At 67.0% G+C, this 25,873-nt stretch carries 17 protein-coding genes and 1 pseudogene; 9 read left to right on the top strand and 9 right to left on the bottom strand.

Going from position 1 to position 25,873, the window contains the following annotated elements; genetic code table 11:
* Window positions 1-1,463: pseudogene (locus tag IPU70_RS23435) on the bottom strand (autotransporter outer membrane beta-barrel domain-containing protein); the annotation flags it as partial.
* Window positions 1,464-1,629: 166 nt separating this feature from the next.
* Here IPU70_RS23435 and IPU70_RS23430 point away from each other — a divergent pair.
* From IPU70_RS23430 to IPU70_RS23420, 3 genes are all read left to right on the top strand, one after another.
* Window positions 1,630-2,241, top strand: coding sequence for a class I SAM-dependent methyltransferase (locus IPU70_RS23430; RefSeq protein WP_207470836.1), 612 nt, complete (start codon window positions 1,630-1,632; stop codon window positions 2,239-2,241).
* Between the two features lie 245 nt (window positions 2,242-2,486).
* Window positions 2,487-4,850, top strand: coding sequence for a xylulose 5-phosphate 3-epimerase (locus tag IPU70_RS23425; protein ID WP_207470833.1), 2,364 nt, complete (start codon window positions 2,487-2,489; stop codon window positions 4,848-4,850).
* Window positions 4,851-4,867: 17 nt separating this feature from the next.
* On the top strand, window positions 4,868-6,226 hold the full coding sequence (locus IPU70_RS23420) for an MBL fold metallo-hydrolase RNA specificity domain-containing protein (RefSeq protein ID WP_207470831.1): 1,359 nt from the start codon (window positions 4,868-4,870) through the stop codon (window positions 6,224-6,226).
* Between the two features lie 71 nt (window positions 6,227-6,297).
* On the opposite strand, the gene IPU70_RS23415 is transcribed toward IPU70_RS23420, so the two are convergent.
* The 7 genes from IPU70_RS23415 to IPU70_RS23385 form a co-directional block, all read right to left on the bottom strand.
* Window positions 6,298-8,505: a TonB-dependent siderophore receptor gene (locus IPU70_RS23415; RefSeq protein ID WP_207470824.1), complete on the bottom strand. Its 2,208-nt coding sequence runs from the start codon at window positions 8,503-8,505 to the stop codon at window positions 6,298-6,300.
* A gap of 100 nt (window positions 8,506-8,605) precedes the next feature.
* Window positions 8,606-9,613, bottom strand: coding sequence for a siderophore ABC transporter substrate-binding protein (locus IPU70_RS23410; RefSeq protein WP_207470823.1), 1,008 nt, complete (start codon window positions 9,611-9,613; stop codon window positions 8,606-8,608).
* Entirely contained in the window at window positions 9,610-10,386 is a 777-nt protein-coding gene (locus tag IPU70_RS23405; RefSeq protein WP_207470822.1) for an ABC transporter ATP-binding protein, read from the bottom strand. The genes IPU70_RS23410 and IPU70_RS23405 overlap by 4 nt, the downstream gene beginning before the upstream one ends.
* Window positions 10,383-11,330, bottom strand: a complete 948-nt coding sequence (locus IPU70_RS23400; protein ID WP_207470819.1) for an iron chelate uptake ABC transporter family permease subunit — start codon at window positions 11,328-11,330, stop codon at window positions 10,383-10,385. The genes IPU70_RS23405 and IPU70_RS23400 overlap by 4 nt, the downstream gene beginning before the upstream one ends.
* Window positions 11,330-12,271, bottom strand: a complete 942-nt coding sequence (locus IPU70_RS23395; protein WP_013396062.1) for an ABC transporter permease — start codon at window positions 12,269-12,271, stop codon at window positions 11,330-11,332. Before IPU70_RS23395 ends, IPU70_RS23400 begins: the two co-directional genes overlap by 1 nt.
* Entirely contained in the window at window positions 12,271-14,025 is a 1,755-nt protein-coding gene (locus IPU70_RS23390; protein WP_207470811.1) for an ABC transporter ATP-binding protein, read from the bottom strand. Before IPU70_RS23390 ends, IPU70_RS23395 begins: the two co-directional genes overlap by 1 nt.
* Complete coding sequence (locus IPU70_RS23385; RefSeq protein WP_207470803.1) at window positions 14,019-15,827, bottom strand: ABC transporter ATP-binding protein; 1,809 nt, start codon at window positions 15,825-15,827, stop codon at window positions 14,019-14,021. Before IPU70_RS23385 ends, IPU70_RS23390 begins: the two co-directional genes overlap by 7 nt.
* Window positions 15,828-15,969: 142 nt before the next feature.
* Here IPU70_RS23385 and IPU70_RS23380 point away from each other — a divergent pair, with 142 nt between their 5' ends.
* From IPU70_RS23380 to IPU70_RS23365, 4 genes are all read left to right on the top strand, one after another.
* Entirely contained in the window at window positions 15,970-16,599 is a 630-nt protein-coding gene (locus IPU70_RS23380; RefSeq protein WP_207470801.1) for a TetR/AcrR family transcriptional regulator, read from the top strand.
* Between the two features lie 108 nt (window positions 16,600-16,707).
* Window positions 16,708-17,211, top strand: a complete 504-nt coding sequence (locus IPU70_RS23375) for a sigma-70 family RNA polymerase sigma factor (RefSeq protein WP_207470800.1) — start codon at window positions 16,708-16,710, stop codon at window positions 17,209-17,211.
* A complete protein-coding gene (locus IPU70_RS23370; RefSeq protein WP_207470798.1) occupies window positions 17,198-18,181 on the top strand; it encodes a FecR domain-containing protein in 984 nt (327 codons plus the stop codon). The genes IPU70_RS23375 and IPU70_RS23370 overlap by 14 nt, the downstream gene beginning before the upstream one ends.
* 153 nt (window positions 18,182-18,334) lie before the next feature.
* Window positions 18,335-20,725, top strand: coding sequence for a TonB-dependent receptor (locus tag IPU70_RS23365; RefSeq protein WP_207470874.1), 2,391 nt, complete (start codon window positions 18,335-18,337; stop codon window positions 20,723-20,725).
* Between the two features lie 138 nt (window positions 20,726-20,863).
* Here the strand turns inward: IPU70_RS23365 and IPU70_RS23360 are convergent, their stop codons facing one another.
* Window positions 20,864-22,306, bottom strand: a complete 1,443-nt coding sequence (locus tag IPU70_RS23360) for a M81 family metallopeptidase (protein ID WP_207470796.1) — start codon at window positions 22,304-22,306, stop codon at window positions 20,864-20,866.
* 462 nt (window positions 22,307-22,768) lie between these two features.
* Here IPU70_RS23360 and IPU70_RS23355 point away from each other — a divergent pair, with 462 nt between their 5' ends.
* Together IPU70_RS23355 and IPU70_RS23350 are read left to right on the top strand one after the other, a co-directional pair.
* Complete coding sequence (locus tag IPU70_RS23355) at window positions 22,769-24,208, top strand: M81 family metallopeptidase (protein ID WP_207470794.1); 1,440 nt, start codon at window positions 22,769-22,771, stop codon at window positions 24,206-24,208.
* Between the two features lie 57 nt (window positions 24,209-24,265).
* Window positions 24,266-25,849: an ABC transporter substrate-binding protein gene (locus tag IPU70_RS23350; protein WP_207470792.1), complete on the top strand. Its 1,584-nt coding sequence runs from the start codon at window positions 24,266-24,268 to the stop codon at window positions 25,847-25,849.
* Window positions 25,850-25,873: the final 24 nt, after the last annotated feature.

The following is a 25,873-nucleotide window of genomic DNA, read 5'->3' as shown; positions in this document are numbered from 1 at the left end:
TTGGCCATGGCAATGCCGCCGCCCGCGCCGCCGGTTCCGCCATGCCCGCCGCCCACGGCGATGATGCCGTTGCTGGACGACGCCAACCCGCCGCCGCCGCCCGCGCTGTTGGCGATGACGGCGGCCGCATCGTTGCCGTAGGTGCTGATGCGGCCCGCATTGGTGATGGTGATCGCCTGGCCCGCGACCGCGCCGGCGCCGCCATTGCCGCCTTGTCCGAATGCGCCGTTGGCGCCCGCCGGGCCGCCTTCCCCGCCCAGCACGCTGGCCATGACGCCCTTCGCGCCGACAGTAGCGTTGGCGCCGGTCGTGATCGTGCCGGTATTGGTGATGACGATGGCGCCGGGCGCGCCGCCCGCGCCGCCATTGTGGCCATCGAACCAGGAGCCGTTGCCGCCGTTGCCGCCATTGCCGCCCTGGGTCAGCGCGTAGACGCCGATACCCCGGTTGCCGTCGGTCTTGATGGCGCCGCCGTTGCTGACGCTGACCTGGCCGGCATTGCCCCCCGCCGCGGCCTTGGTGTCGGTATCGTTGGCGGTCGACGCATTGCCGCCGATGGAACGGGCGATCACGCCATACACGCCGTCGCCATGGCCGTTGACCGCAGTCCCGGCCGAGGACATGAACGTAACAGCCGAGGCGTCGCCGCCCCGCCCGGCATCGCTATGCCCGCCGAAGTCCCCCGTATGCTCGGCCGCCCCGGCCTGCCCGCCCGACGATATCAGTCCAACCCCGGCGCTGACGCCGTCCGGTCCCGGCCCGCGCGCGGTCACCGAGCTCGCGCCTTGCAGGATCACGGATGCCAAGCCTGCGCTGCCGCCATGGCCGGACGTGTAGGCACTGTCGAAGCCATTGGCGATGGCGCTGTCGGTCCCCGCGCCGCCCCAGGATTGGACCGCGATGCCAAAGCCCGTGCCGGCGATGGTGGCGTTGTTGAGCGTGATGCGCGCCTGATGCCCGTCGCCGCCGATGCCGTAGCCGCCGTTGGGTCCGTCCGCATTGCCCCACAGGCCGCCGTTGCCGCCCGCCGAGTACAGGTCTATTCCCCGGCCCGCGGCATTGACCGTGCTGGCCGACAAGGTGTAATCGATGATCCGCCCGCCGCCGCCATTGCCGCCCCAATGGTTCACGTCGGCGTCCCTGCCGTTGCCGCCCTTGCCTCCGCTGACGTCGATCAGGATGCCGGTCTGACCGGTCGCACTGGCGCTGATGCGCTGGTTGCTGTCGGTCTGGACGAAGTCACGCTGGCCCCATTGCCCGTCATGGCCATTATTGGGGTGTTCGCCGCTGGAACAGCAGGTGCCGTCGGCGCCGCGAAACTGATAGGCCAGCGGCGCCGTCTGCGCCCAGGCCGGCCGCCCGAAGAGGTACACGGTGGAGATGCCTGCCTGCAAGCACAACGCCAGCCAGGTAAGCCGCAGGCCGTTGCGGCCGGGCTTTGGAATGTCTTGTTGTAGGGTCATGGCGGCGGCGGCGAAAATAGGGCAGATAGAGAAAATCGCCGTTCCCCGCCCGCTCCACAAGTCTGGGATGACGAATCAACCATCCTGGCTGATGAGCGGCGGATGGCCGCCACCAGCTCTGGATTGCCCGGGCATGGGAAAATCGCAACTCTCTGGGAACACCGACATGTCCACCTCGCCCGCCGACAATGTGATTTCGCTGTATCGGGAACACGCCGACGCCTTCGAGAAATTGCGCGGCACGCAGCTGGTAGAACGCGCCTGGCTGGCGGCGTTCCTGGACCTGCTGCCCGGCCCCGCTCCCGAGGTGCTGGACATAGGCTGCGGCACCGGCATCCCCATCGCCCGCCATCTGATCGAACGCGGCTGCAGGCTGACCGGCGTGGATGCCTCGGACGCGCTGCTTGCGCGGGCAAGAGCCTCGTTCCCTGAACACAGCTGGATTGAAGCGGACATGCGCAGCCTGCCGCCCTTGCGCCCATTCCAGGGGCTGATCGCCTGGCACAGCTTCTTTCACCTGCGGCCGGAAGACCAGCGCCCCATGTTCGACGCCTTCGAGCGCCTGGCCGCTCCGGGCGCGGCGCTGATGTTCACCAGCGGCACCCATCTGGGGGAAGCCATCGGCCAATTCGAAGGCCAGCCGCTCTATCACGGCAGCCTGGACACCGCGGAGTATCGCGAACTGTTGCGCCAGACCGGCTTCGAAGTGATACGCCACGTCGAAGCCGACAAGACCTGCGGCGGCGCGAACATCTGGCTGGCACAACGGCGCAGATAAAACCTTTGAGTTACATCAAGGTTTGACCGGCGCACAACGCCGGACGACGCTCCCTCTGCGCCATAATCAAAATGCCGCGGTCCCGCATGGGCCGCGCGAGGCTCACCCAGCCTCTTCGGTTTCCCTCACCTCGATCTGGCGGACCCGGCAATCATGCAAAGACTTATCCTCCCGCTACCCGGCAACGAAGGATACGCGAAGCGCCTTGCCGCCCTGTTCCAAGGCGAACTTCAAAGGAACCCGCGATGAAACTCCGCGAGTATTGGCTATCCGGCCATGGCCCCATCCAACACCGCGCCGAAACCGTGGACCGCGTCGACGCGCTGGTGCAGCGCCTGGCGGCCAGCGGCCAGGTCGCCAGCCCGGACGATGCCTACGCCATGCTGGCCGCGGCCGACCGCATCAGCTGCGCGGCGATGAACGTGGTGGCGCATATGACCTATGCCCGCCGCATCGACCTGAACGGCGCGCCGCTGGGCGCCGAGGACTTCAAGCCCCATCCCGAGGGCCATACGGGCGGCTCGCTGAATATGGCGCCCGCCTTCGTCGCCTATCTGCTGGCCAATGCGCTCAGCGGCAAGACCCGCGGCTGGCTGATGGGCCAGGGCCATTGCGTGGCCGCCATCGAAGCCGTCAACGCGCTGACTGGCGACGTGTCGCCGGCGCAGCGCGGCCGCTATGACCGCAGCGAAGCCGGACTGGGACGCCTGATCACGGATTTCTATTCCTACGCCATCGACGCGCGGGGATTGCCCGCCGTGCCGCTGGGCAGCCACGCCGGCCCCAACACGGCGGGCGCGGTGTCCGAAGGCGGCTACCTCGGCTTCGCCGGCCTGCAGTATGTGCACATGCCCCTGCCGGGAGAAAGCCTGGTGGCCTTCCTGAGCGACGGCGCCTTCGAGGAACAACGCGGCTCCGACTGGGCCACGCGCTGGTGGCGCGCCGAGGATTGCGGCCAGGCCGTGCCCGTCATGATCCTCAATGGCCGCCGCATCGAGCAGCGCACGCAAATCGTCCAGGAAGGCGGCGCGCATTGGCTGGCCGAGGACCTGAGCCACAACGGCTTCGACCCGCTGATCGTGGACGGCCGCGATCCGGCGGCGATCGCCTGGGCCATCCTGGCGGCCGAGGAAGCGCTGGCCGCGAACCTGGCGGCGCCGGACTTCCAGTATCCCGCCCGGCTGCCCTATGTCATCGCCGAGACCGAGAAGGGATTCGGCTTTCCCGGCGCCGGCACCAATGCCGCGCACAACCTGCCGCTGGGCGGCAACCCGCACACCGACAGCGCGGCGCGCGATGCTTTCAACGCCAGCGCCGCGCGGCTGTTCGTGCCGGGAGCGGAATTGGACGCGGCGCTGGCCGCACTGGCCAATCACAAAGCGCAGCAACGCCAGCTGGAAAGCGGGCACCCCATGGCGCACCGGCATCCCGACGCCCCCGCTCTGCCCGAACCTGCCTGGGAAGCCACCGGCAACCAGGGCAGCGCCATGGCCGCACTGGACCGCTGGTTCGTGGCACTGGTGCGGGCCAACCCGGGCCTGCGCGTGCGCATCGGCAATCCGGACGAGCTGGCCAGCAACAAGATGGGCGGCACGCTGGCCTTGTTGAAGCACCGCGTCGACCATCCGGAGGCCGGCGTCGCCGAGGACCAGCACGGCGCCGTCATCACCGCCTTGAACGAGGAAGCCGTGGCCGCCGCCGCGCTCGCGAACAAGGGCGGCCTGAACCTCATCGTCAGCTACGAGGCCTTCGCGGTGAAGATGCTGGGCCTGCTGCGCCAGGAGATCATCTTCGCGCGCCGCCAGAAGGAGCTGGTGCAGGCACCGGGGTGGCTCTCGGTGCCGCTGGTGGTCACCTCCCACACCTGGGAGAACGCCAAGAACGAGCAATCGCACCAGGACCCCACCATAGGCGAAGCCTTGCTGGGCGAAATGTCCGACACCTCCCGCGTGCTGTTCCCGGTGGACGGCAACAGCGCCGCGGCGGCGCTGCGCGCCGTCTATGCGCAACGCGCCCAAGTGGCCTGCATGGTCGTGTCCAAGCGCGACGGCGCGCAGCGCTTCGACGCGCAGGCCGCGCAGGCGCTGGTCGAACAGGGCGCGGCCCACGTCGCGGGCGACCCGCAGAGCAGCGCGCTGCAATTTGTCGCCATCGGCGCCTACCAGCTCGAAGAGGCCCTGAAGGCGCGCGCCCATCTGGCGCGGCTGGGCCATGAATGCTGCGTGTCCGTGGTGCTGGAGCCCGGCCGCCTGCGAGCGCCGCGCGACGAACTGGAAACCGCTTTCGTACTGTCCGACGAGGCCGTTCACGCGCTCTTCCCGCCCGGCCTGCCGCGCGTGCTGCTGTGCCACACGCGCCCCGAACCCATGCTGGGCGTGCTGCGCCGGCTGGACGACGGCCCGACGCGCACCCACGCGCTGGGCTATATCAGCCGCGGCGGCACGCTGGACGTGCCCGGCATGCTGTTCGCCAACCGCTGCACCTGGGCGCACGCAGTCGACGCTGCTGCCGCCGTGGCCGGCTGGCGCCGCGAGGACGTGCTGGATGCGCCGCGACTGCAAGCCATCGACGGCAGGGGCGATCCCGCCGACCTCGCCACCCCCTCTTGATGCCGCACAAGGACACTATGCTCACACTGACCTGCCTGGGCGGCGCCGGTACCGTCACCGGCTCCAAGCACCTGCTAAGCCACGCCGACACCCGCCTGCTGATCGATTGCGGCCTGTTCCAGGGCCTGAAGAACCTGCGGGAACTCAACTGGCAGAGCTTGCCCCTGTCACCGGCCGACATCGATGCGGTGGTGCTGACGCATGCCCACCTCGATCATTGCGGCTACCTGCCGCGGCTGGTGGCAGAGGGCTTCAAGGGCAAGATCCACGCCACGCCCGCGACCCGCGACGTCGCCGAGCTGATCCTGCTGGACAGCGCCAACCTGCAGGAAAAGGATGCGGACTTCGCCAACCGCAAGGGCTTTTCCAAGCACCAACCCGCGCTGCCGCTTTACCGCGTGGTCGACGCCGAGCGCGCGCTGACGCGCTTTGCCGACGTGGCGCTGCACCAGGAGACCGCCCTGCCCGGCGGCGCGACGCTGACCTTGCGCCGCGCCGGCCACATCCTGGGCGCGACCACCGCACAGATCGACATCGGCGGCATGCGCGTGGTGTTCTCCGGCGACCTGGGCCGCTACGACGATCCGGTGATGCACGATCCCGAACCCGTGCCGCGCGCCGACTACATCGTCATCGAATCCACCTACGGCAACCGGCGCCATGATCCCGCCGATCCGGTCGAAGCCCTGGGCGCCGTCATCGAACGCACCGTGCAGCGCGGCGGCACGGTGGTCATCCCGGCCTTCGCCGTGGGGCGGGCGCAGACCCTGATCCACGCACTGTGGACGCTGCGCCAGGCCGGCCGGCTGCGGAACGTCCCGGTCTATCTGGACAGCCCCATGGCGACCAGCGCCACCGAACTGCTGGACCGCCATGCAGGGGAACACAAGCTGTCCCCGCGCGAGTACGAAGCCGCCTGCGCCGCCGTAACCTACGTGCGGGATGTCGAGGAATCCAAGGCGCTGTCGGCCAACCGCTACCCCAAGGTCATCATCTCGGCCAGCGGCATGGCCACGGGCGGGCGGGTGCTGCACCATATCGCCGCCTTTGGCACCGACCACCGCAACACCCTGCTCTTTTCCGGCTTCCAGGCCGCCGGCACGCGCGGCCGCAAGCTGCTCGACGGCGCCACCGAAACCAGGATCTACGGCCAGTGGACGCCCATCAAGGCCGAAGTCGCCGAACTGCCCATGCTGTCGGCCCACGCCGACAGCGATGAACTGATGCGCTGGCTGTCCGGCTTTCATGAAGCGCCGCGGCGCGTCTTTATCGTCCATGGCGAGCCCGAGGCCTCCGAGGCCTTGCGCGAGCGCATCGAACGCGAACTCAGCTGGCACGCCACCGTGCCGCTGCAGGACCACAGGTATGAGCTGTGAGCAGCGTCCCCGGCTGAAACTGCACGCCAGGCCGGGGATATCGCGACGAAGGCCGCCTGAAGCCCGCCCCGTCAAAACTCCATCGAGGCGGAAAGCATGAAGGTGCGCGGCGCGCCCAGGGCCAGGCTCGACAATTGCGGCATGCCCCAATAGGCTTTGTTCGTCAGATTGTTGATGGCGGCTCGCAGCACGATCGGGCGGTCGGCCACTCTGGTGGCGTAGCGCGCGCCCACGTCGTAGGTCGTCCGTCCCGCCACCGACAGCGAGTTGTCGGCGCTGATGTACTGCTTGGAAACCGCAGTCGCATTGGCCGTCAGCGTCAGGCCTTGCAGCGCCGGCACGTCCCATTCCACGCCCAACTTGCCCTGGAGCTTGGGAACGCCGGTGGCCTGCTTGCCTTCGTTGGCGGCGACGGCGGTTTTGGTGACCTTGGGGTCGATGTACGCTACCCCGCCCATCAATCGCAAGCCGCGCATCGGCTCGCCGAAGAAGCCCCATTCCACACCCTGGTTGCGCTGCTCGCCGCCAAACGAGAAGACGTTGGTGACGGGGTCCGTATAGCTGCTGGGCCGCTTTATCTCGAACAGGCTGACGGTATGGGTGAAATCTCCCAGATCGACCTTGATGCCAACCTCCGTCTGCTTGGTCTTGTAGGGGGGGAACAGCTGCCCGGCGTTGGCGGCGGTGGCCGGCGCCGTCTGGCCCTTGCTCAAGCCTTCGATGTAGTTGGCGTACACGGAAATGTTGTCGGTCGCCTTGATCAGCAGCGCGGCGGCGGGCGTGGTGGCGCTGGCGTCGTAGCGGCTGGTCCGCGCCCCGGTCGCGACACTGTAGTTGTCGGTCCGCACCTCCTGCCGCCGCGCGCCCAGCGTCAGTTGCACCCGGTCCTCCGCGAAGGACAAAGTATCCGCCAGGCCATAGCTGACCATGCGCGTCTTGCTATGCAGAATCGGGGGCCAACTGGTGGCCGGCGCCGGCCCCCAAACCGGGTGGTAGATGTTGGTGACCCAGTCGGCTCCAGGCACCGTCCGGCGGCCGTAGTCGCGCTGGTTGTCCGAGTAGTACGTGGCATTCAGCACCCACTGGTGCTTGATGCCGCCAGTCTGCAGCTTGCCCCGCAAGCCAGCCTCTCCCGATGTTTTCTTCACGTTCATATTCAGCTGGCCCATCGAGGTGCGATAGTCGCCCGCCTCGTTGAACACCTGCGCCACCATGGCGCCGTTGTAGGTGTACTCGGACCGGCTCGTGCCTACGGCGGCGTAGGCCATCAGCTTGTCGCTCACGTCGAATTCGCCGCGGATCATGGCCGCCTTGTCCTGGTTCTTCACGTAGGCCCAGTCCGGATTCAGCAGGGTTTCGGGCCTGGGCGGCTTGGGCACGCCTATGCCCGGCGCCAGGTTGATACCGCGGGTCACGCCGTCCACGCGCTCATCGCTGTCATACATATCGATGGAAACGCGCGCGCGTTCACCGCGCCAGTCCAGGCCCAGCGCGGCCAGCTGCGCCTTCTTTTTCTGGTTGTCGACCGGACCGTCGCCGTCCCTGTACATGCCGTTGAAGCGCAAGCCGAACTGCTGGTTCTCGCCAAAACGCCGTCCCAGGTCTATGTGTCCGCCGAACTGCGAATCGGACATGTAGGTCGCGGTCAGGCGCGTCAGAGGCTCCGCGCCTGCGCGCTTGGGCACCAGGTTGACGGTGCCGCCTACAGAACCTCCGGGCGGCATGCCGTTGAGCAAGGCGGACGGCCCTTTCAGGACTTCGATGCGCTCGAACATTTCCGGCGAAGTCCGGTAGTACGGCGCCATGCCGAACAAGCCGCCAAACGAGATGTCGGTGGTGGCGGAGCTGAAGCCGCGGATCGAGTAGTTCTCGCTCCAGGCGCCGGTCACGCCATTGCTGAACACCGAAGGATCGGTCCTGGCGATCACATCGGTGATGTCTTGGGCTTGCAGGTCCTCGATGTACTTCCCCGTGTAGCTGATGACGGAGAACGGCGTATCCATGAAATCGCGGTCGCCCAGAAAGCCTGCGCGGCCGCCATAGGTCACCTGCCCGCCGGCGTAGGGCGTGGCCGGCGCATCGGCCTGGCCGGTCACCGTCACGGCCGGCAGCGTTTTCACCCCGGCCTCGACAGCCTGCTGGGCCCATGCTGCCGGAGCAGCGCCCAGGGTCAGTCCGAACAATGCCGCGGTCAGATGGTTGAGGGAAAAGACGGGGGTTGCGTACCTGGCGTGCAAGGAAGGACGTGCGACGCGGCCGCTATGGCGACGTTTGCTCATGGAATGCTCCGTTCAGTTGAGCTTTGGGTCGCCTTCGATATCAGGCGACTGGGAATCATTTACATATGAACCGGCAACTTGCCCCGATCCGTGGACGGCTTCAGTTCTGGTAGGCCTTGATGACGTCGTCGATCATGAGCTTCAGCGAGTTCACGCTGGCGGCCATGACGTACCAGGCTTGCGCATCGGCGAAGACCACACGGCCGTGCTGGAAGGCGGCGGTCTGGCGCAAGAGCGGATTGGTCAAGGTCCCGGCGTTCAAGGTGGGTCCGCGCTCCATCACCGCGGTGCGATCCACCACGTAGAGGATGTCGGGATTGGCTTGCTGGATGAACTCGCTGGAGATGGGCTGGCCGTGCAGGCCGGCCTCGGCGGTGGGGCTGGCGGGCTTCACGCCCAGGGCCTTGAAAATGAAGCCGTAGCGCGACTGCATGCCGAATGAACTGAAGGCGCCGTTGTTGTGCAGCACGATGAGCGCTCTTTCGGGACGGTCCTGGATGAGGCGCTTCGCCTCCTGGACCTTGGCGTCGAGTTCGGCGGACTTGTCGCGGGCCAGGCTTTCCTTTTCAAAGATCCGCCCCAGCGTCATGAGGTGGTCCTTGATGATCGCGATGTGATTGGCCTCGCTGTCCCGGTAGTCCACGTCGAAGTGGATGGTCGGAGCGATCTCGCTCAATTCCTTGTAGTGGTTGGCCTGCAGCGAGGTGATCAGGATCAGGTCCGGCTTGGCCGCGTGCACCCGTTCCAGATTGGGCTGGACGATAGCGCCCACGTCCAGCACGTCCGGTGCATCCTTGTACTTGGCAAGAAAATTCGGCACGAAGTCCTTCGGCATGCCGGCGACCGGCACGCCCAACTGGTCGAGGAAGTCCACCTCGTTCATATCCAGGGCCACCACGCGCTGTGGCAACTTGTTGATCACGGTGGTCCCCAGCTTGTGCTGTACCGTGACGGTTTCGTAGGCGCGCGGCGCCGATGGGCTGGCGGCGGCCGGCTGTGCCGCCGCCTTCGGCGATTCGGCCGCTTCCTGGCCGCAGCCCTGCATCGCGGCCGCCGCGGCGGCCAGCAGGGCAAGCGCCCATGCCCGGCGTCCGTGCTTGAGGATCATGTCAGTTCTCCTGATGGATTGAAGTAGTTGCACAGACGTCCGCGCGCGCCTTGAGTGATCTCGAAGTCCAGCCCATAGAGCTCGCGCAGCCGCTCCTCGGTCACGACCTGCGCCACGCTGCCGGCGCTATGCACCGACCCGCCCTTCATCGCGACGATGTGGTCGGAATAGCTGGCCGCGAAATTGATGTCGTGCACCACCAGGATCACGGTGCGGCCGTGCTCGTCGCACAGGCGGCGCAAGGCGCGCATGATCTGGACCGCATGCTTGATGTCAAGGTTGTTGAGCGGTTCGTCCAGCAACAGGCAATCCGTCTGCTGGGCGATCGTCATGGCCAGGAACGCCATCTGCCGCTGCCCCCCGCTGAGTTCGTCGAGATAGGACGCGCGCAGCGGCTGCAGCGAGAGGAATGCGATGGCCTCGTCGATCAGGCGGCGGTCCTCCTGCGTCAACGCGCCGCGGCTGTAGGGAAACCGCCCGAAAGCAACGAGCTCTTCCACCGTCAGGCGCAAATTGAAGTCCGGCGACTGGCGCAGGGTGGCGACACGCTTGGCGTAAACGCCGATGCGGATATCCGACACCCTGGCGCCCTCGATCAGGACCTCGCCCTGGCTGGGTTCCAGCAGGCGGGCGGCCATCATCAGCAAGGTCGTCTTGCCCGCGCCGTTGGGACCGATTAGCGAGGTCAACCGCCCAGCAGGAAACTGCAGGCTCACATCGCGCAGCACGGTCTTCGGACCATAGCTTTTCGAGAGATTCCGGATCGTGATCATGCCGTTTCTCGCGAGCGCGCCATCAGCGCCAGGAACCACGCGCCGCACACCAGATTGACCAGGATGCCTACGCTGGTGCGGTAGTTGAAGAGATGTTCGACCGCGATTTGCGCCAGGATGAAGATGGCAATGGCGATGGCGCAGCCGGTGGACAACGTGGCCCCGTGCCTGCGCGTACGCGTCAAGGCATAGGCCGTGTTGGCGACGAAGATGCCCATGAACGCCGTGGGTCCGAGCAGGCTGGTCGACACTGCAACCAGCACCGCAATCAGCGCCAGATGCAGTCGCAGGACACGCGGATAATCCACGCCCAGGGAGACGGCCTGGTCGCGCCCCAGGGAGATCACGTCCAGCGTCGGCAAGCTCTTGACGCCCGCCAGGCACACGCCCGCGACGATCAGGGCGGACACGAGCAGTTGCCCGGGCTCTGCCTTGTTGAAAGAGGCCTGGGTGAAGCCCAGCAGCATGGAGAACTCGCCTGGACTGGTCTTCAGCTGCACGAACTGCGTGAAGGTGCCGATCACCATCGTCAGCACCAACCCCACCAGCAGCAGGAAGTACACGTTCTGCCTGCCATCGCGGAACAGCCAGCGATGGATGATCCACGAGTAGGCCAGCATCAGCAGCACCGACAGGAAGAAGTTGCCGTTCGCGCCGAGCAGGGCCAGGCTCTGCGCTCCCATGGCCAGGATCATGAGGGACTGGAACAGCAGGTAGACAGCCTCGTATCCCATGATGGCCGGCGTCAGGATCCGGTTGCCGGCAAGGGTCTGGAACACGATGGACGACCAGGCAATGCAGACGCCGCCGATGAGCATGGCCGCCAAGCGCGCGAGCCGCTTGGGGATGATGTAGCCGAAGTCGAAGTTGGAGCGGAAGAACAGGAAAGCCAGGGCCAATGCAATGACCGCCATCCACACCGCTCGCCGGGAGGCTGCAAGCATCACCTGTGCCTCCAGAAGATCAGCAGGAGGAACAGCACGCCTCCCACCCCGCCCGCGGTCAGGCCGATAGGCACTTCGAACGGGTAGATCAGCAGGCGGCCAAGGATGTCGCAGGCCAGCAGCAGCGAGGCGCCGCCCAGCGCCACGATGGGCAGGGTGCGGCCCAGGTTGTCGCCGTAGCGCAGCGCGACCAGATTCGGAATGACCAGTCCCACGAAAGGAATGGCGCCGACCGTGATCACCGTGGCGGACACGGTGACGGCCACCAGCAGCAGCCCCAGCGCCACGGTGGCTGGATAGTTCAGGCCCAGGCTTGCGGCCATGCCTTCACCCATGCCAAGCACGGTGAAGCGGTGCGCGTACAGATAGGTCAGCGCGACGATGGGCAGGATCAGGTAGATGATCTCGTAGTTGCCCTGCACGATCTTGGAAAAATCGCCCAGCAGCCAGCCCTGCATGCTCTGCATGATGTTGTTGCGATAGGCGTAGAACTCCGCCATGGCGCTCAACACGCCGCCGTACATCAGGCCGATCACCGGCACCAGCACCGTGTTCTTGAATTTGACGCGGCGGACGATGGCCACGAACAGCAGGCTGGCCGCTAAGCAGAAGCCCAATGCGAACAGCATGCGGCCCGCCGTCCCGGCGGCGGGCATGAGCAGCATCGATGCCAGGATGCCGAGCTTGGCCGCGTCCAGTCCGCCCGAGGTTGCGGGTTCAACGAACTTGTTGCGCACGATGTGCTGGAGGATCACGCCGCAGACGGCCAGGCCGATGCCCGTCAGCACCACCGCCGCCAGACGCGGCAGCCGGCTCGCCGTCAGTGTCAGCCAGGCGTCGCCCGACAGCGAGAACAGCTGCGGCCATGCGATCTGGCGCGCGCCCACCAGCAGCGACGCGCCGCAAAGCACGATGAACAGGCCGAACAAGCTTGCGCGCATCAGTAACGCGCCCCGGCGATACGCCAGCCCTTGGCGGCTTGCCGCTGCGCCAGGAATTGCGCGTATCGCCCCTGGCGCGCGCGCAATGCCATGGGCGTGCCCTGCTCGACGACCCGCCCGTCCTCCAGCACCACGATCTGGTCGGCCATCGCCACCGTGGAGAGCTGATGAGCGATCACCACCAGCGTGCACTGGCCGCGCAGCCGAGCCAGCGTCTCAGTGATGATGGCCTGATTCTCAGCGTCCAGCGCCGCTGTGGCCTCGTCGAGAAGCAGGATCGGCGCCTGGTTCAGCAGCGCGCGGGCGACGGCGATGCGCTGGCGCTCGCCGCCGGACAGGCGCGCACCGCCCTCGCCCACCGGCGTGTCCAGCCCTTGCGGCAGGCGCTCGGCGATGCCCGCCAAGCCCGCCTGGTTGGCGGCCTGCATCAGTTCGGCATCGCTGCAGCCAGGCTTGCCGGCGCGGATGTTGTCGGCAATGGAGCCCGTGAACAGGTAGTTGTCCTGGAAGACCTGGCTGATCTGGCCTGCCAGCCGCGCACTGGAAATCTGCCGCACATCCACGCCGCCGACCAGCACGCTGCCCTGGCTCGCGTCGAAGAAGCGCGCGATCAGCCGCGCCAACGTGGTCTTGCCGGAGCCGGATGCGCCGACCAGGGCGGTCATGCTGCCCGGTTCGACGCGCAAATCGACCCCGCGCAGCACCTCGGGCTGATCCTCGGCATAGCGGAAATGCACATCCCGCAGCTCGATCGACGCATCGCGCGGCTCCTGCGGCGCTGCGGGCTCCGGCAACGGCTGGACGGCGTACAGCGCGTCCACGGCGTCGAGTTGGCCGCGCGCGCCGCGCAGCACCTCGCCATAGCCGGCCACCTCCAGCAGCGCATCGATATAGCGGACCGCCAGCAGCAGCGACACGATCGCGGCCACGATCTGTCCCGCCGCCAAGGGACTGCCCAGGATGCCGTCGATCCACCAAGCGGCGGCGATCAGCAGAACAGCGAAGACGGCCTGCATGGCCCAGACGTTGAGCACGGCCGCCCCGGCCGACAACCAGATCAGGCGCGCACCCGACTGGCGCTGCTGCTCGACGGCCTGTTCGAGCAGGCGCGTGCCGCCGCCCTCGCCATTGAAGGCGCGCAGCACCGACTGGGCCTGGGCAAACTCGACCATGCGTTGGCTGGCGTCGGCGAAGCGCCGCTGAAAGGCGTCATCGGCGCGCCGCGCCAACCTAGCCGTGAACTGCAGGACGCCAGCCAGTAGCGGCAGCGCCGCCAGGGCGATCAGTCCCAGCAGCCAGTGCTGCGCAAACAGTGCCGCGACCAGCACCGCGGGCGTCACCACGCCGGCGATGACGGGAGTGAAGACGTGCGCGGGAAGCTGGGCCAGGGACATCATGCCCTGCGTCACGAGATGCCCGAGGCGCGCCGTGTTCGCCGCCGTGAACCAGCCCACCGGCAGGCTTGCCACATGGTCGCCAAGACGATGGCGGGCGTCCTGCAGAATGGCGACGCCGACCCGCACGCCGGCCCGCTCCACACGGCGGCGCAGGCCCCAGCACAGCGCCACTCCGGCCAACAGCGCGGCCAGCCACGGCGCGGCCGCCTTCACGTTTCCTTCAAGCAGATGCGTGAGCAGCGGCACCAGCGCCGTAATCGTCAGTCCGCACAACACGCCGTAGGCGATGGCCATCCAGACGTAACGGCGCAGGACGTACGCATCCTTGCCGAGCAGCAGCATGAAGGTCTTCAGCATGACGCCTCCCCGCTTACTTCGGAGGATGCATAGCCGCCCTGCGCCCACAGCCGGGCATAGCAGCCGCCTTGCGCCAGCAATTGTTCATGCCTGCCTTGCTCGACGATGACGCCGTCCTCGACCACGAGGATCCGGTCGGCGTGCATCACCGTGTCCAGCCGGTGCGCAATCACCATCACCGTGCGCCCCCGGGCGAAGCGCGACAGCGCGCCCTGGACCGCCATCTCGTTGCCGGCGTCGGCCGCCGCCGTGGCCTCGTCCAGCACCAGCACGGGAGGATCCAGCAGCACGGCGCGCGCGATGCTGGCGCGCTGGAGTTCGCCGCCGGAGAGCTGCGCGTCCTCCCCGATCACCGAATCGTAGCCGCGCGGCAACGCCAGGATGCGTTCATGGATATTGGCGGTTCGCGCGGCGTCCTCGATCTCTTGCTGGGTGGCGGACGGCCGGCCCAGCGCGATGTTGTCGCGCACGCTGGCATGAATCAGGCGCACCTCTTGCAGCACGAAGCCGATGCGCCGGTAGAGCTGCGCGCTCTCGATCCGCCTCAGGTCGGCGCCGCCCAGCGTGATGCGCCCTTCATCGGGGTCGAAGAATCTCAGCAGCAGGCGCGCCAGGGTGGATTTGCCCGCGCCTGAGGGACCGACGATGGCCGTGACCGTGCCGGGCTCCAGCGTGAAATTGATGTTGGACAGCGTCCGGCGCTCCCCGCCATAGGAGTAGCCCACGTTCTCGAACCGGACTTCATGGCCCTCGGGGATTTGCGCCTGCCCGGACGCCAGCGGTTCCAGCACGGGAGTCTCCAGCAGGGCCTGCACGCGCTGTGCCGCGCCCGCGGCGCTACCCAGGTCGTGCAGCAGCGTGTGCAGCAACAACAGCGGAGCACATATTCCCGGCGCCACCAGCGCGAACGGCAACAGGTCCACGGGCGCCATCCAGCCCACGCCGACGAACAAGGTGCCAAAGCCCAGTACCACGCCCAGTACCGTGACCGGCGCGATCATGGCGTGGGCATGGCCCATCGCCGCCACCAGCGGACGGGTAAAGCTGGCGAAGGCTTCGGCAAAAGCATCGACGGCCTCGCGATAGCCGCGATGCGCCTTGCCCGCGTCGCCGAACGCCTTGACCACGGGAATGCCGCCTACGAACTCCACCGTTGCCCCGTTCAGGCGCCCAAGCCGCTCGACGAACTCCTGCATGTTCGCCCCTCCGGCCTTCATGGCCCGGCGCAGGAACAGGAAGAAGCCGGGAAATGGCAACAGTGCCGCAAGCGCCATGCGCCAGTCCTGCGCGAACAGGTAAGCAACCGAAATGACGATGGCGCCCGCGGCGCGTCCCACTGCCGTATAAAAATGGGCGGTCAAGCTGTGCAGCGTGCCAATGTCGTCCTGCATCGCCTGCTTGACCTCGCCCGACGCCTTGCTGGTGAACCAGCCCAGCGGCACCCGGGCCAGCCGCTGCGCCGCGGCCATGCGCAGGCGGTGCGTGAGGCGGTTGTCGGCCAGATGGGCGGTCAGCTCGCCTGCCGAGATCAGCCCCATGCCCGCGAACATGCACGCGACGCTGGCGATGACCGTCCATCCGATATCGGTCCAGGCTTGCGCGGATGCGGAGTCCCCGGCGCCGAGGCCGGCGAAGACGACTCTGGCGATGTGCGCAATCCCTGCCAGCGGCACCAACGTGAGCATGGTGCCCACTGCGGCCAGCGCTGCGGCCGCCATTAATTGCCCGCGTATGGGGGCCAGCACCAGGCCTAGCGGGCCGGGCTTTGCAGGCTTGGCCGCGGCTGCTCCAGAACTGCTCATGAAATCGAAGTGCTCAGATGTTGGTGATAATTATTTGCATCACTATAAACTAATTTCTCAAATTAGTTGCATACCAATAAACTAAATAAATCGGGCCGGGTTAAAGTGTGGAATGAATGACCCCACGGAACCAGGAACAGCCATGACACCGCCAGAGCGCCGCCCGGCGCGGGGACGCCCTCCCACCATCACCCGGGAGCGGATTGCCGACGCCGGCATTGCGATGGGCCTGCCGAACATCACCTTCGTCGGACTCGCGGCGGCGCTCGGCGTCAGCCATATGGCGCTGTACAAGCACGTGCCCAGCCTCGAAGAACTCAAGCGCCTGGTCGCCGAAGAGATCTTCAGCCGCTGGCAGATTCCGCAAGCCTGTAGCAACGAGCGCGGCGAATTGAAGCAGTACCTGACCCTGTTCGCCGCGTCCGTGCGGGAATTCGTCAAGGCGCATCCAGGCGTGACGCCCTATGTGATCCGCAGGCTGGCGGCCACCCCGTCCATGCTCGCGAAAATCACCGGGCAACAGCGCCATATCGCCGATGCCTACGGCATTTCCCGGGAGCAGTCCCGCATCCTGCTGGCGACCGTGGCCTTCCACGGCATGGCGGTCGCCGACACGGTGTATTCAGTCGCCGGGCTGGAGCCGGTGGTTGACGCGGACCGGGCGGCGGAAGAATCCGAGATGGAAGAGGAACTGGATCAGGGCATGCAGGCGCTGATCATCGGCTTGCTGGCCATGCTGGAGCTTGAGCGGGCGCCACAGGGTCCCGGGTAAGCATCGTCGCAAACCTGGCATCCGGCTGCCAGGCCGGGGCGCCGCGGTCGGCTCGCTTTGCAATGCAAATAAAAAGCATTACCATGCAAGCCCAGCCGACCCCGCGCCATGTCATCACGTCCCCCCCGTTCGCAAGGCTTCCTGGCCTACTACGAAGAGCTGCTTGCGGTCTGGACCCGGAAGCTGGGCTGTCGCGATGCCGCGCGCGATCTCGCTCACGACGCCCTGGTGAAATGCCTGGAGACCGACCCCGATCGCGTGACGCAGCCGCGCGCCTACCTGCATCAGGCGGCGCGCAACATGGCCGTCGACAACTTCCGGCGGACCGACGGGCACGAATGGGTCCCGCTTGATACCATAGCCGGCCATCCCAGTACCCTCGGGGATCCGCTGGCCCAGGTCCGCACCGGGCAATTGAGCCAGGCCTTGGAAGCGGCGCTGGCCGAGCTTCCGCTCAAGTGCCGCCAGGTGTTCGTCTGGCAGCGCCTGGAAGGCCTGACACAGGCCGAGATCGCGCAACGCATGGGCCTGAGCAAGAACATGGTCGAGAAATACATGATTCGTACCGCATTGCATCTGCGGGAACGGCTGGGCGCTTATGCCCCGAACTGACAATCCGCCCTTGCCGGCGTCCGCCTCCAGCGCCGATCCCGTCCGCAACGAAGCGGCGCGCTGGTTTGCGCGCGCGCACGGCGGTGCATGGGATGCCGCCGCGCAGGCAGAGCGCGATGCCTGGCTGGCGGCGGATCCGCGCCACGCCGCCGAGTACCGGATGCTGGAATCCATCTGGCAGGCGGCCGACACCATCCCCGAAGCGCGCTTGCGCGCCCTGGCCGAGCCGCCGCGGCGTGCCGCAAGGCCGGCACGGCGGCAGGCCTTGGGACTGGGCCTGTGCGTACTGGCGGCGGCGATCGCAATAGGAATCTGGCAACGCGGCACGCCTGCGACGGAGTACCGCACGGCTGCTGGAGAACGACGCACCATCACGCTGCCGGACGGATCCATCGCCGAATTGAACAGCCGCAGCCTGCTACAGGTCCGTTTCGACGGCACCCTGCGCAGGGTCTTCCTGCAAGAGGGAGAAGCCTTGTTTGCCGTTGAAAAAGACGCGGCCCGGCCTTTCGTGGTGGATGCTGGGCTGGGCAGCGCCAAAGTGACCGGCACCCGCTTCGACGTGCGCCGCGACCAAGACCAGGTGCGGGTGGTGGTGGAATCCGGCTCGGTCGAGGTAACAGGTACGCAGGACAGCGCCCCCGTGTCGGTCACGGCCGGCCTTGCGGTTCGTATCGACGCCGGCGGACGTGCCGGCCAGGCGCAGGCCGATTCCGTGCCGGCCGCCCTGGCTTGGCGCCAGGGCCAGATTGTGTTCACCGATACGGATCTGGCCAGCGCCGTGCGCGACGTCTCGCGCTATCGGCAGCATCCCATCGTCCTGGCGCCCCGCCAGGGGCTGGAACAGTTGCGCCTGACCAGCGTATTCCAGACCGCGGACACGGATGCCTTTCTGACGGCGCTGCCGCACATCCTGCCCGTTGAGGTTCGCCGCCAGTCCGACGGCCGGGTGGAAATCGTCGCCCGCTGACGCGCCCCCTCTGTTACAAAAAAGGCCGCCAGACCATTCAGGTATTTTCCGCGTATTGCGTCTTCTTCCTGATAACCAAGCGGGCATGGTGCCCGCCAGCATGATTCAGGAGCACAGGAAGTGAATCGCAAAAAATGGGGAAGGCGCGCGCGGATGCAGGGCCTGAGGAATACGGTGCTTGCAGCGTTGCTGATGGCGGGATCGGCGGGCGCCTGGGCGCAGGCCGCGCCCGTGGCGATCGACATGCCCGCGCAATCGCTGGACCAGGCGTTGCGCAGCCTGGCCCAGGCCCATGGCTTGCAGATTTTCTATGCGCCGCAGACGGTCGCGGGTATGCAGGCGCAAGCCGTCTCGGGCACGATGACGCCGCAGCAGGCGCTCTCTGCCCTGCTGAAAGGCCAAGCCTTGCGCGTGCGCCAGGATGGCGCCGCGACCATCATCGAAGCGGAAAACGCCGGCCAGCCGCAGGTCATGGCGCCCATCGAAATCTCCGCGTCGCGCACGGCGAGCAATCTGGTGAGCCCCGTGCAGCAAACCATCGTGCTGGAGCGGGACGCCCTGCAGGAACTGCGCACCGGCTCCGACAGCCTGGCCACCATACTCTCCAAGACCGTACCCGGCATGGCCGATTCCAGCCGCACCATGACGGATTACGGCCAGACGCTGCGCGGCCGCGGCGTGCTGGTGCTGGTCGACGGAATCCCCCTCAACACCAACCGCGACTCGTCGCGCAACCTGGCGAACATCAACCCGGCCACCATTGAACGGGTCGAGGTGCTGCGCGGCAGCAGTTCGATCTACGGCGCCGGGGCTACCGGCGGCATTGTCTCGATCACCACCCGGCCGGCCGGCGGCGAGACGGTGTCCGAAACCACGGTGACGGCCGTCAGCCCCTTGAGCCGGCTGCGTGCCGACGGTCTGGGCGGACAGCTGCAGCAGTATTTCGCGGGCAGCCAGGGCATGGTGGACTATTCCCTGGACCTGGGCGCGCGCCACAACGGCGCCTCGTATGACGCAAAAGGCAGGCGCATCGCGCCCGAGCCCAGCCAGGGCGACCTGTTCGACTCCAACATCTACAGCCTGGGCGGCAAGCTGGGATTGCGCATCGACGAGCAGCAGCGCCTGCAGCTCTCCGCCAGCTACTACAACGCGGACCAGGATTCCGACTACACCTCGGATCCCTCCGTGGGCCGCCTGCCGCCGGGATCGGCGCGGGCCCTGCCCATGAACGGCCTGCAGCTGGCCGACCAGAACCAGATCCGCAACACGCTGTTGAACCTGGAATACGAGCACCTGGACGTGCTGGGCAGCAAGGTCACGGCCCAGATGTACTACCGCGACTACTTCACCCGGTTCACGCCCTTCGATGCGCGCGCCGTCGTCACGCGCGGCAACAACGTCGACCAGGTTACGCAGAACACCAAGGTATTCGGCAGCCGCCTGACCGTGGACACGCCGCTGGGCAAGCAATCCAAGGTGCTCTGGGGCGCGGACTTCAATCAGGAACGCAGCGACATGCCGATCGATATCTTCGATCCCGCTGCCTACGACCGCAGCGGCGGACGCGTGTTCAACAAGATCGGCAGCTTGACCTACATGCCCGAACTGACCTCACGCAGCACGGGCCTGTTCGCACAGCTCGAACATCGCTTCAACGAGCAATGGTCGGTGCAGGGCGGCGCGCGCTACGAGTACGCGTCCGCCAGGTTCGGAGATTTCGTGCCCCTGTCGCAGTTGCGCGTACCCTCCCCGGCCTCGGTGCAAGGAGGATCCGTCAACTACGACGCCTTGTTGTGGAACGTCGGCGTCGCGTACGCCCCGGTGCGCGGCCAGGAACTCTACGCCAACTTCAGCCAGGGCTTCCAACTGCCCGACATCGGCGTCCAGATGCGCAACGCGCGCCCGGGCTTCGACATCGGCTCGTCGGACCTGCAGCCGGTCAAGACCAACAACTACGAACTCGGCTGGCGCGGCGGCGCGGGCAACACGTCGGCATCCCTGGCCGTGTTCTACACCACCTCGAAGCTCGGCGACGTGCAGAGCTTCAACAACGGACTGATCCTGACCCGCACCGAGGAACGCATCTACGGCGTCGAAGGCACCATCGACACCACCACTGACGACGAGAAGTGGGGCGCCGGCGGCACCTTCACCTGGATGAAGGGCCGCGAGCAGCCGGATGGCGGCAGTTGGCAGGGCATGACCGGCTACCGCGTTCCGCCGCTCAAGCTGACGGCCTATCTGCAATACCGGCCAAACGAACGCTGGAACGGCCGCGTGCAGGCCAACTATTTCGGCGCCAAGGACTACCGCCTTGATGGCAAGGAGAGCTTCGGCCGCAGGGACGTCAGCAGCTACTTCACCGTGGATCTCATGGGCCGCTATCAGCCCAACCCGCGGAATACCTTCATCCTCGGTGTCGAAAACCTCTTCAACCGCGACTACTACCCGCTATATAGCCAACTCATGCGCAGCAACACCAACACCAGCCGGCTCCCTGCCGCGGGAGCCGTGCTGACGCTGACCTACCAGCACAGGTGGTGAGACGGCGCGCTAGAAGTCCGTCGATACCGACAGCCAGAGCGTGCGCGGCATGCCGCTGATCAGGTAGGCGCAGGGATTGGCTTCCCGGCAATGCCTATCCAGCAAGCGGCAAGGGACAATCGGTCCACTTCTTCGCTGCTACGCGATCGGCCACTTCGGCAGCCTCGCCTTGCGGTAAGGCAGGCTGCTCCAGTCGGGACTGGCGGAACCGGGCGCGGCCACATACAGCACCGCCTTGGCCAGCGGCGCATACCTGGCATGGAAGTGATGCGCGGACTTCACCACGATCAGGCGTTGCGCCTTCAAGTCGCAACCCAACTGAGTGAAGAGGTCGGTGTGATAGGCCTGGGTGCGCAGCGACACCAGCGCGACCAGGATGCCGTCCACGTCGACCAGCGCGCAATCGCCCAGCGCGATGCGGGTATCGGAGTTTCCCGTCATATACATGTCGGCATGCGTGGATACGACTCGGCAGCGCGCGTCCACCGGGCTGCCGGACAGGGGCCCGACCTTGCCGCCGATGCGCAGGTCGAGCTCCGCGCCGGGGCCGGCGTCGAAGGCGATGCGCGCCGCCACCGGATCCCACAGGGGACCGATGGCGGCATTGCGTATGCCGCGCTCGCGCATCCTGGCCAGCAGATAGGTCGAGTCGCCGGCCGCGCCGCTGCCGGGATTGTCCGAACGGTCGGCCAGCACCACCGGACCGCCGCCCAAGGCCAGGGCTTCGTCCAGCGCCTGGTCCACGCTGCGGTAGGGCACCATCAGCTGTTCGCGCATGCCGATGAGTTCATCGGCCAGACGGCGTGCCAGGGCCTGGGCGCGGGCGGCATCCCCATCGGCGTAGACCAGCACCTTGGTGCCCATCTCTGGCACGTCGCCGGTGGCAAAGCCTTGCGCCGCCGAGATCGAGAGAATGCCGTCGCGGCCTTCCAGCGCCTTGATGCGGCTGACGAAGCCCTGGGCCGGTTCGCGGGTGGTGTGCATGGGCACGATCATGTCGCAGTCGATCAACGCCGCCACGGGCCGGGTGCGGCCGGCCTGCGCGTCCAGGCACAGCGTCAGCAGATCCTCGGCGCGCTCCAGCACATCGGTGTGCGGATACTCCTTGAACAGCACCAGTACCGTGGCCTGTTCCACCATCAGCGGTGTGAGATGCGCGTGCGGGTCCAGTTCGGCGCCCACCACCACGCCGGGGCCGACGATCTCGCGCACGCGGCGCAGGATGTCGCCTTCGCAGTCGTCGTAGCCATCGGCCACCATGGCGCCGTGCAGGCCCAGCAGCACCATGTCCACCGGCAGCGCCGCGCGCAGGTCGGCCAGGATCTGGTCGCGCAGCGTCTCATAGGCGGCGCGCGTGGTCGTGCCGCCAGGCTGCGCGGATGCCACCAGCCCTTCAATCAGCGTCCACCCGCCGTCCGCGGCGCGCCGGCGCGCGGCCCATAGCGGGCCGGCGTAGAACGTCATGTGATCGGGATGCGTACCGCCGGGCAGGTACTCGCGCGACTTGAACGCGGCGAGTCCGGTAGGCAAGGGCGAAAAGGTGTTGGTTTCCGTAGCAAGGGCGCCGGTGAATATGCGCATGGAAGCGGCTCCAGGGCGCGGCGCGCCGCGCGGTTCGGGGGTGGAAGAATTGAAAGGCAGCGGGCCGCGCGCCAGGCATGGGCTCCGTTCAAGTCCTGATTCTGGTCCGGCCTGCGCGAGCCTACAAATTCCAAATCATGAACTGTCCATAACCTTTCATATGGGCGCGCGGCGGGTTCCGCCCGCCCTATCGTTTTCCCTTAAAAGCAGCCGATCTGCGCGCTTTTCGCCGCGATTTCCCCCGAAAAATCCCACACCATAACCTTGGGTTATCCATGGGCGCTCGTTAGCTATTTGTGCCGCGCTGGTGTGCCGCCGATCATCCGCGGTACGGAGCGCAGTGCCCCTTTTGGTGTGGCGGCAGTGACGGACATCCGATCCATACAAGGGGAAAACTATGTCGTCGTACTGGACCGCCGCGCGCGTCGCGGCGCACGCAGCATCCTGTCCGGAGGCCCGGGCATGAAGATCTTCAGCGCCGGCCTGGGCACGGAAACCAACACCTTCGCGCCCATGCCCACCAGCCTGGCCGCCTTCCAGGACCGCGACTACTATCCGGCGGGAACGCATCCCGACACTGTGACCTTTGCGGGCGCGCCGCTCTACGTGGCGCGCCAGCGCGGCCGCGAGGCCGGCTGGACGCTGGCCGAAGGCCTGGTCACATCCGCGCAGCCAGGCGGCACGACCACGCGCGCCGCCTATGAGACGCTGCGCGACCAGATCCTGGCCGACCTGCGCGCGGCGCTGCCGGTGGACATGGTGCTGCTGGGCCTGCACGGCGCCATGGTGGCCGACGGCTACGACGACTGCGAAGGCGACATCCTGCGCCGCGTGCGCGAGATCGTCGGCCCCGGCGTGGTGGTGGGAGCCGAACTGGATCCGCACGCGCATCTGAGTCCGCTGATGGTGGAACAGGCCACGGTGCTGGTGCTGTTCAAGGAATATCCGCACACCGACATCCGCGAACGCGCGGAAGACCTGCTGACGCTGTGCCTGGACGCGCAGGCCGGCCGCACCCGGCCCGTCGCGGCGTTGATCGACTGCGACATGATCGTGCCCATGCACACCACCCGCGAGCCGGCCCAAGGCTTCGTCAGCCGCATCAAGGCGCTGGAAGGCCGCGACGGCATCCTGTCGATCTCGGCCGCGCAAGGCTTCGCTACCGGCGACGTGCCGGAGATGGGCACCAAGGTGCTGGTCTACGCCGATGGCGATGCCGCCCGCGCCCAAGCCCTGGCCCGTCGCCTGGCCGATGAACTCATCGGCATGCGCGAGCAGCTCATGGTGCCCTACCGCAGCGTGGACCAGGCGCTAGATGAAGCGCTGGCCTTCGACGAGGGTCCGGTGGTGCTGGCCGACCGCCCGGACAATCCCGGCAGCGGCGCCCCGGGCGACGCCACGTTTGTCCTGAGCCGCATGCTGGAACGCGGCGTGGCGAACGCAGCGCTGGGCCCCATGTGGGACCCGGTGGCGGCGCGCATCGCCTTCGACGCCGGCCCCGGCGCGGAGCTGGACCTGCGCATCGGCGGCAAGGTCGGCCCGCTGTCCGGCGATCCGCTGGATCTGCGCTGCACGGTCAAAGCCATCAAGGCCGACATGATCATGACGGGCCTGTCCGGCGCGCCGGCGGCCATGGGCGACTGCGCGCTGGTCGAGACCCAGGGCATCGAGATCCTGCTGACCTCGCTGCGCAACCAGGCCATCAACATGGACCTGTTCACGCAGCTGGGCTGCGATCTTGCTTCCAAGAAAATCGTGGTGGTCAAGTCAGCCCAGCATTTCCATGCTTCGTTCTCGAAAGTCGCGCGCCACATCATTTATGTCGGCGGCAAAGGCGTCGCCACGCCCGACTGGAAGACGCTCACGTATCGCAACATCCGGCTGCCCAAGTGGCCGCTCTAAGAACCTGCCGGCGCACGGACGCCGGCGCATCCACCAACACGATGGGAGCCTAGCGCGATGAAAAAACGCCTGCTTTGCCTGTTCTCGACGGCCACGCTCGGCCTGGCCTTCACCTTTGGCGCCGCACCGGCGCATGCGCAGCAGGCCAAGACCCTGCGCATCGTGCCGCACGCCGACCTGAAGGTGCTGGACCCGACCTTCACCACCGCTTACATCACGCGCAACTTCGGCTACATGGTGTACGACACGCTGTTCGCGATGGACTCGCACAGCAAGCCGCAGCCGCAGATGGTCGAGAAGTACTCGGCCAGCGATGACAAGAAGACCTGGACCTTCACCCTGCTGCCCGGCCTGAAGTTCAGCGACGGCCAGGCGCTGACCACCGCCGACGTGGTCGCGTCCTTGCAGCGCTGGTCCGCGCGCGACAACATCGGCCAGGCCATCACGCGCGCCGGCGGCAAGTGGGAAGCCGTGGACGACGGCACCTTCAAGCTGACGCTGGACCAGCCGTTCGACCTGGTGCTCGATGGCTTGGCAAAGGTGTCCAGCTACCCCGCGTTCATCCTGCCCAAGCGCCTGGCCTCGCTGCCCGCCGACCGGCCCTTGACCGAGGTCGTCGGCTCCGGCCCCTACGTCTTCAAACGCGCCGAATGGGTGCCCGGCAGCAAGATCGTGTTCGAGCAGAATCCCAACTACGTCGGCCCCAAGGCGCAGGCTGACGGCCTGGCGGGCAACAAGACCCCGCACATCCCGCGCGTGGAATGGCGCGTGCTGCCCGACTCCAACAGCGCCACGGCCGCGCTGACCAATGGTGAAGTCGACATGATCGAGCAGGCGCCAGCGGACTACATCGACGCCTTGCGCGGCAACAAGAACGTCAAGATCGGCGTGATGGAACGCGCCCAGGGCTACATCATCCTGAACCAGTCCATGCCGCCCTTCAACAACGAGAAGGCGCGCCAGGCCGTTGCGCACCTGGTGGACCAGGACAAGTTCACCGCCGCCATGGGCTACCCCGATGACCTGCGCATGAAGTACTGCGCCACGGTCTTCATCTGCGGCGGGCCTTATGACACGGCCGCCGGCGCGGCGCCTTACGCCAAGCCCGACCCCGCCCTGGCCAAGAAGCTGCTGGCCGAAGCCGGGTACAAGGGCGAGCCGCTCGCGATCCTGCTGCCCACGGACCTGGCCTACCTGAACTCCGCCACGCTGGTCGCGATCCAGGCGCTGCAGGACATCGGCGTCAATCTCGACATCCAGTCCATGGACTGGGCCACGCTGACCGCCCGTCGCGCCCGCAAGGAGCCCATTGACAAGGGCGGCTGGAACATCTTCCTGTCGGCCGCTTCCGAGTTCAACGTCGACTCGCCCATCAGCAACACCTATCTGGGCGCGGTGTGCGGCAACAGCCTGCCGGGCTGGCCTTGCGACAAGAAGCTGGACGAACTGCGCGCCCAGTGGATCGCGGCAACCAGCTCGGACGAGCGCAAGCGCGTGCTCGACCTGTTCCAGGAGCGCGCCTATGAAGCCTTCCCCGCAATCTCGGTGGGCCAGTACTCGCGCGCGTTCGCCTCGCACAACAGCCTGAAGAACGCGGACAAGATCTGGAGCCTGCCCAACCTGTGGGTGCTGGACAAGTAGTCCGCCGCCAGCCCAATCGATACG

Origin of the sequence: Achromobacter sp. SD115 (assembly GCF_017355315.1) — a bacterium.
Taxonomy (GTDB): Bacteria; Pseudomonadota; Gammaproteobacteria; order Burkholderiales; family Burkholderiaceae_B; genus Achromobacter; species Achromobacter xylosoxidans_B.
The sequence above is the reverse complement of the archived record's forward strand: the minus strand, read 5'-3'. Positions and strand labels throughout refer to the sequence as shown.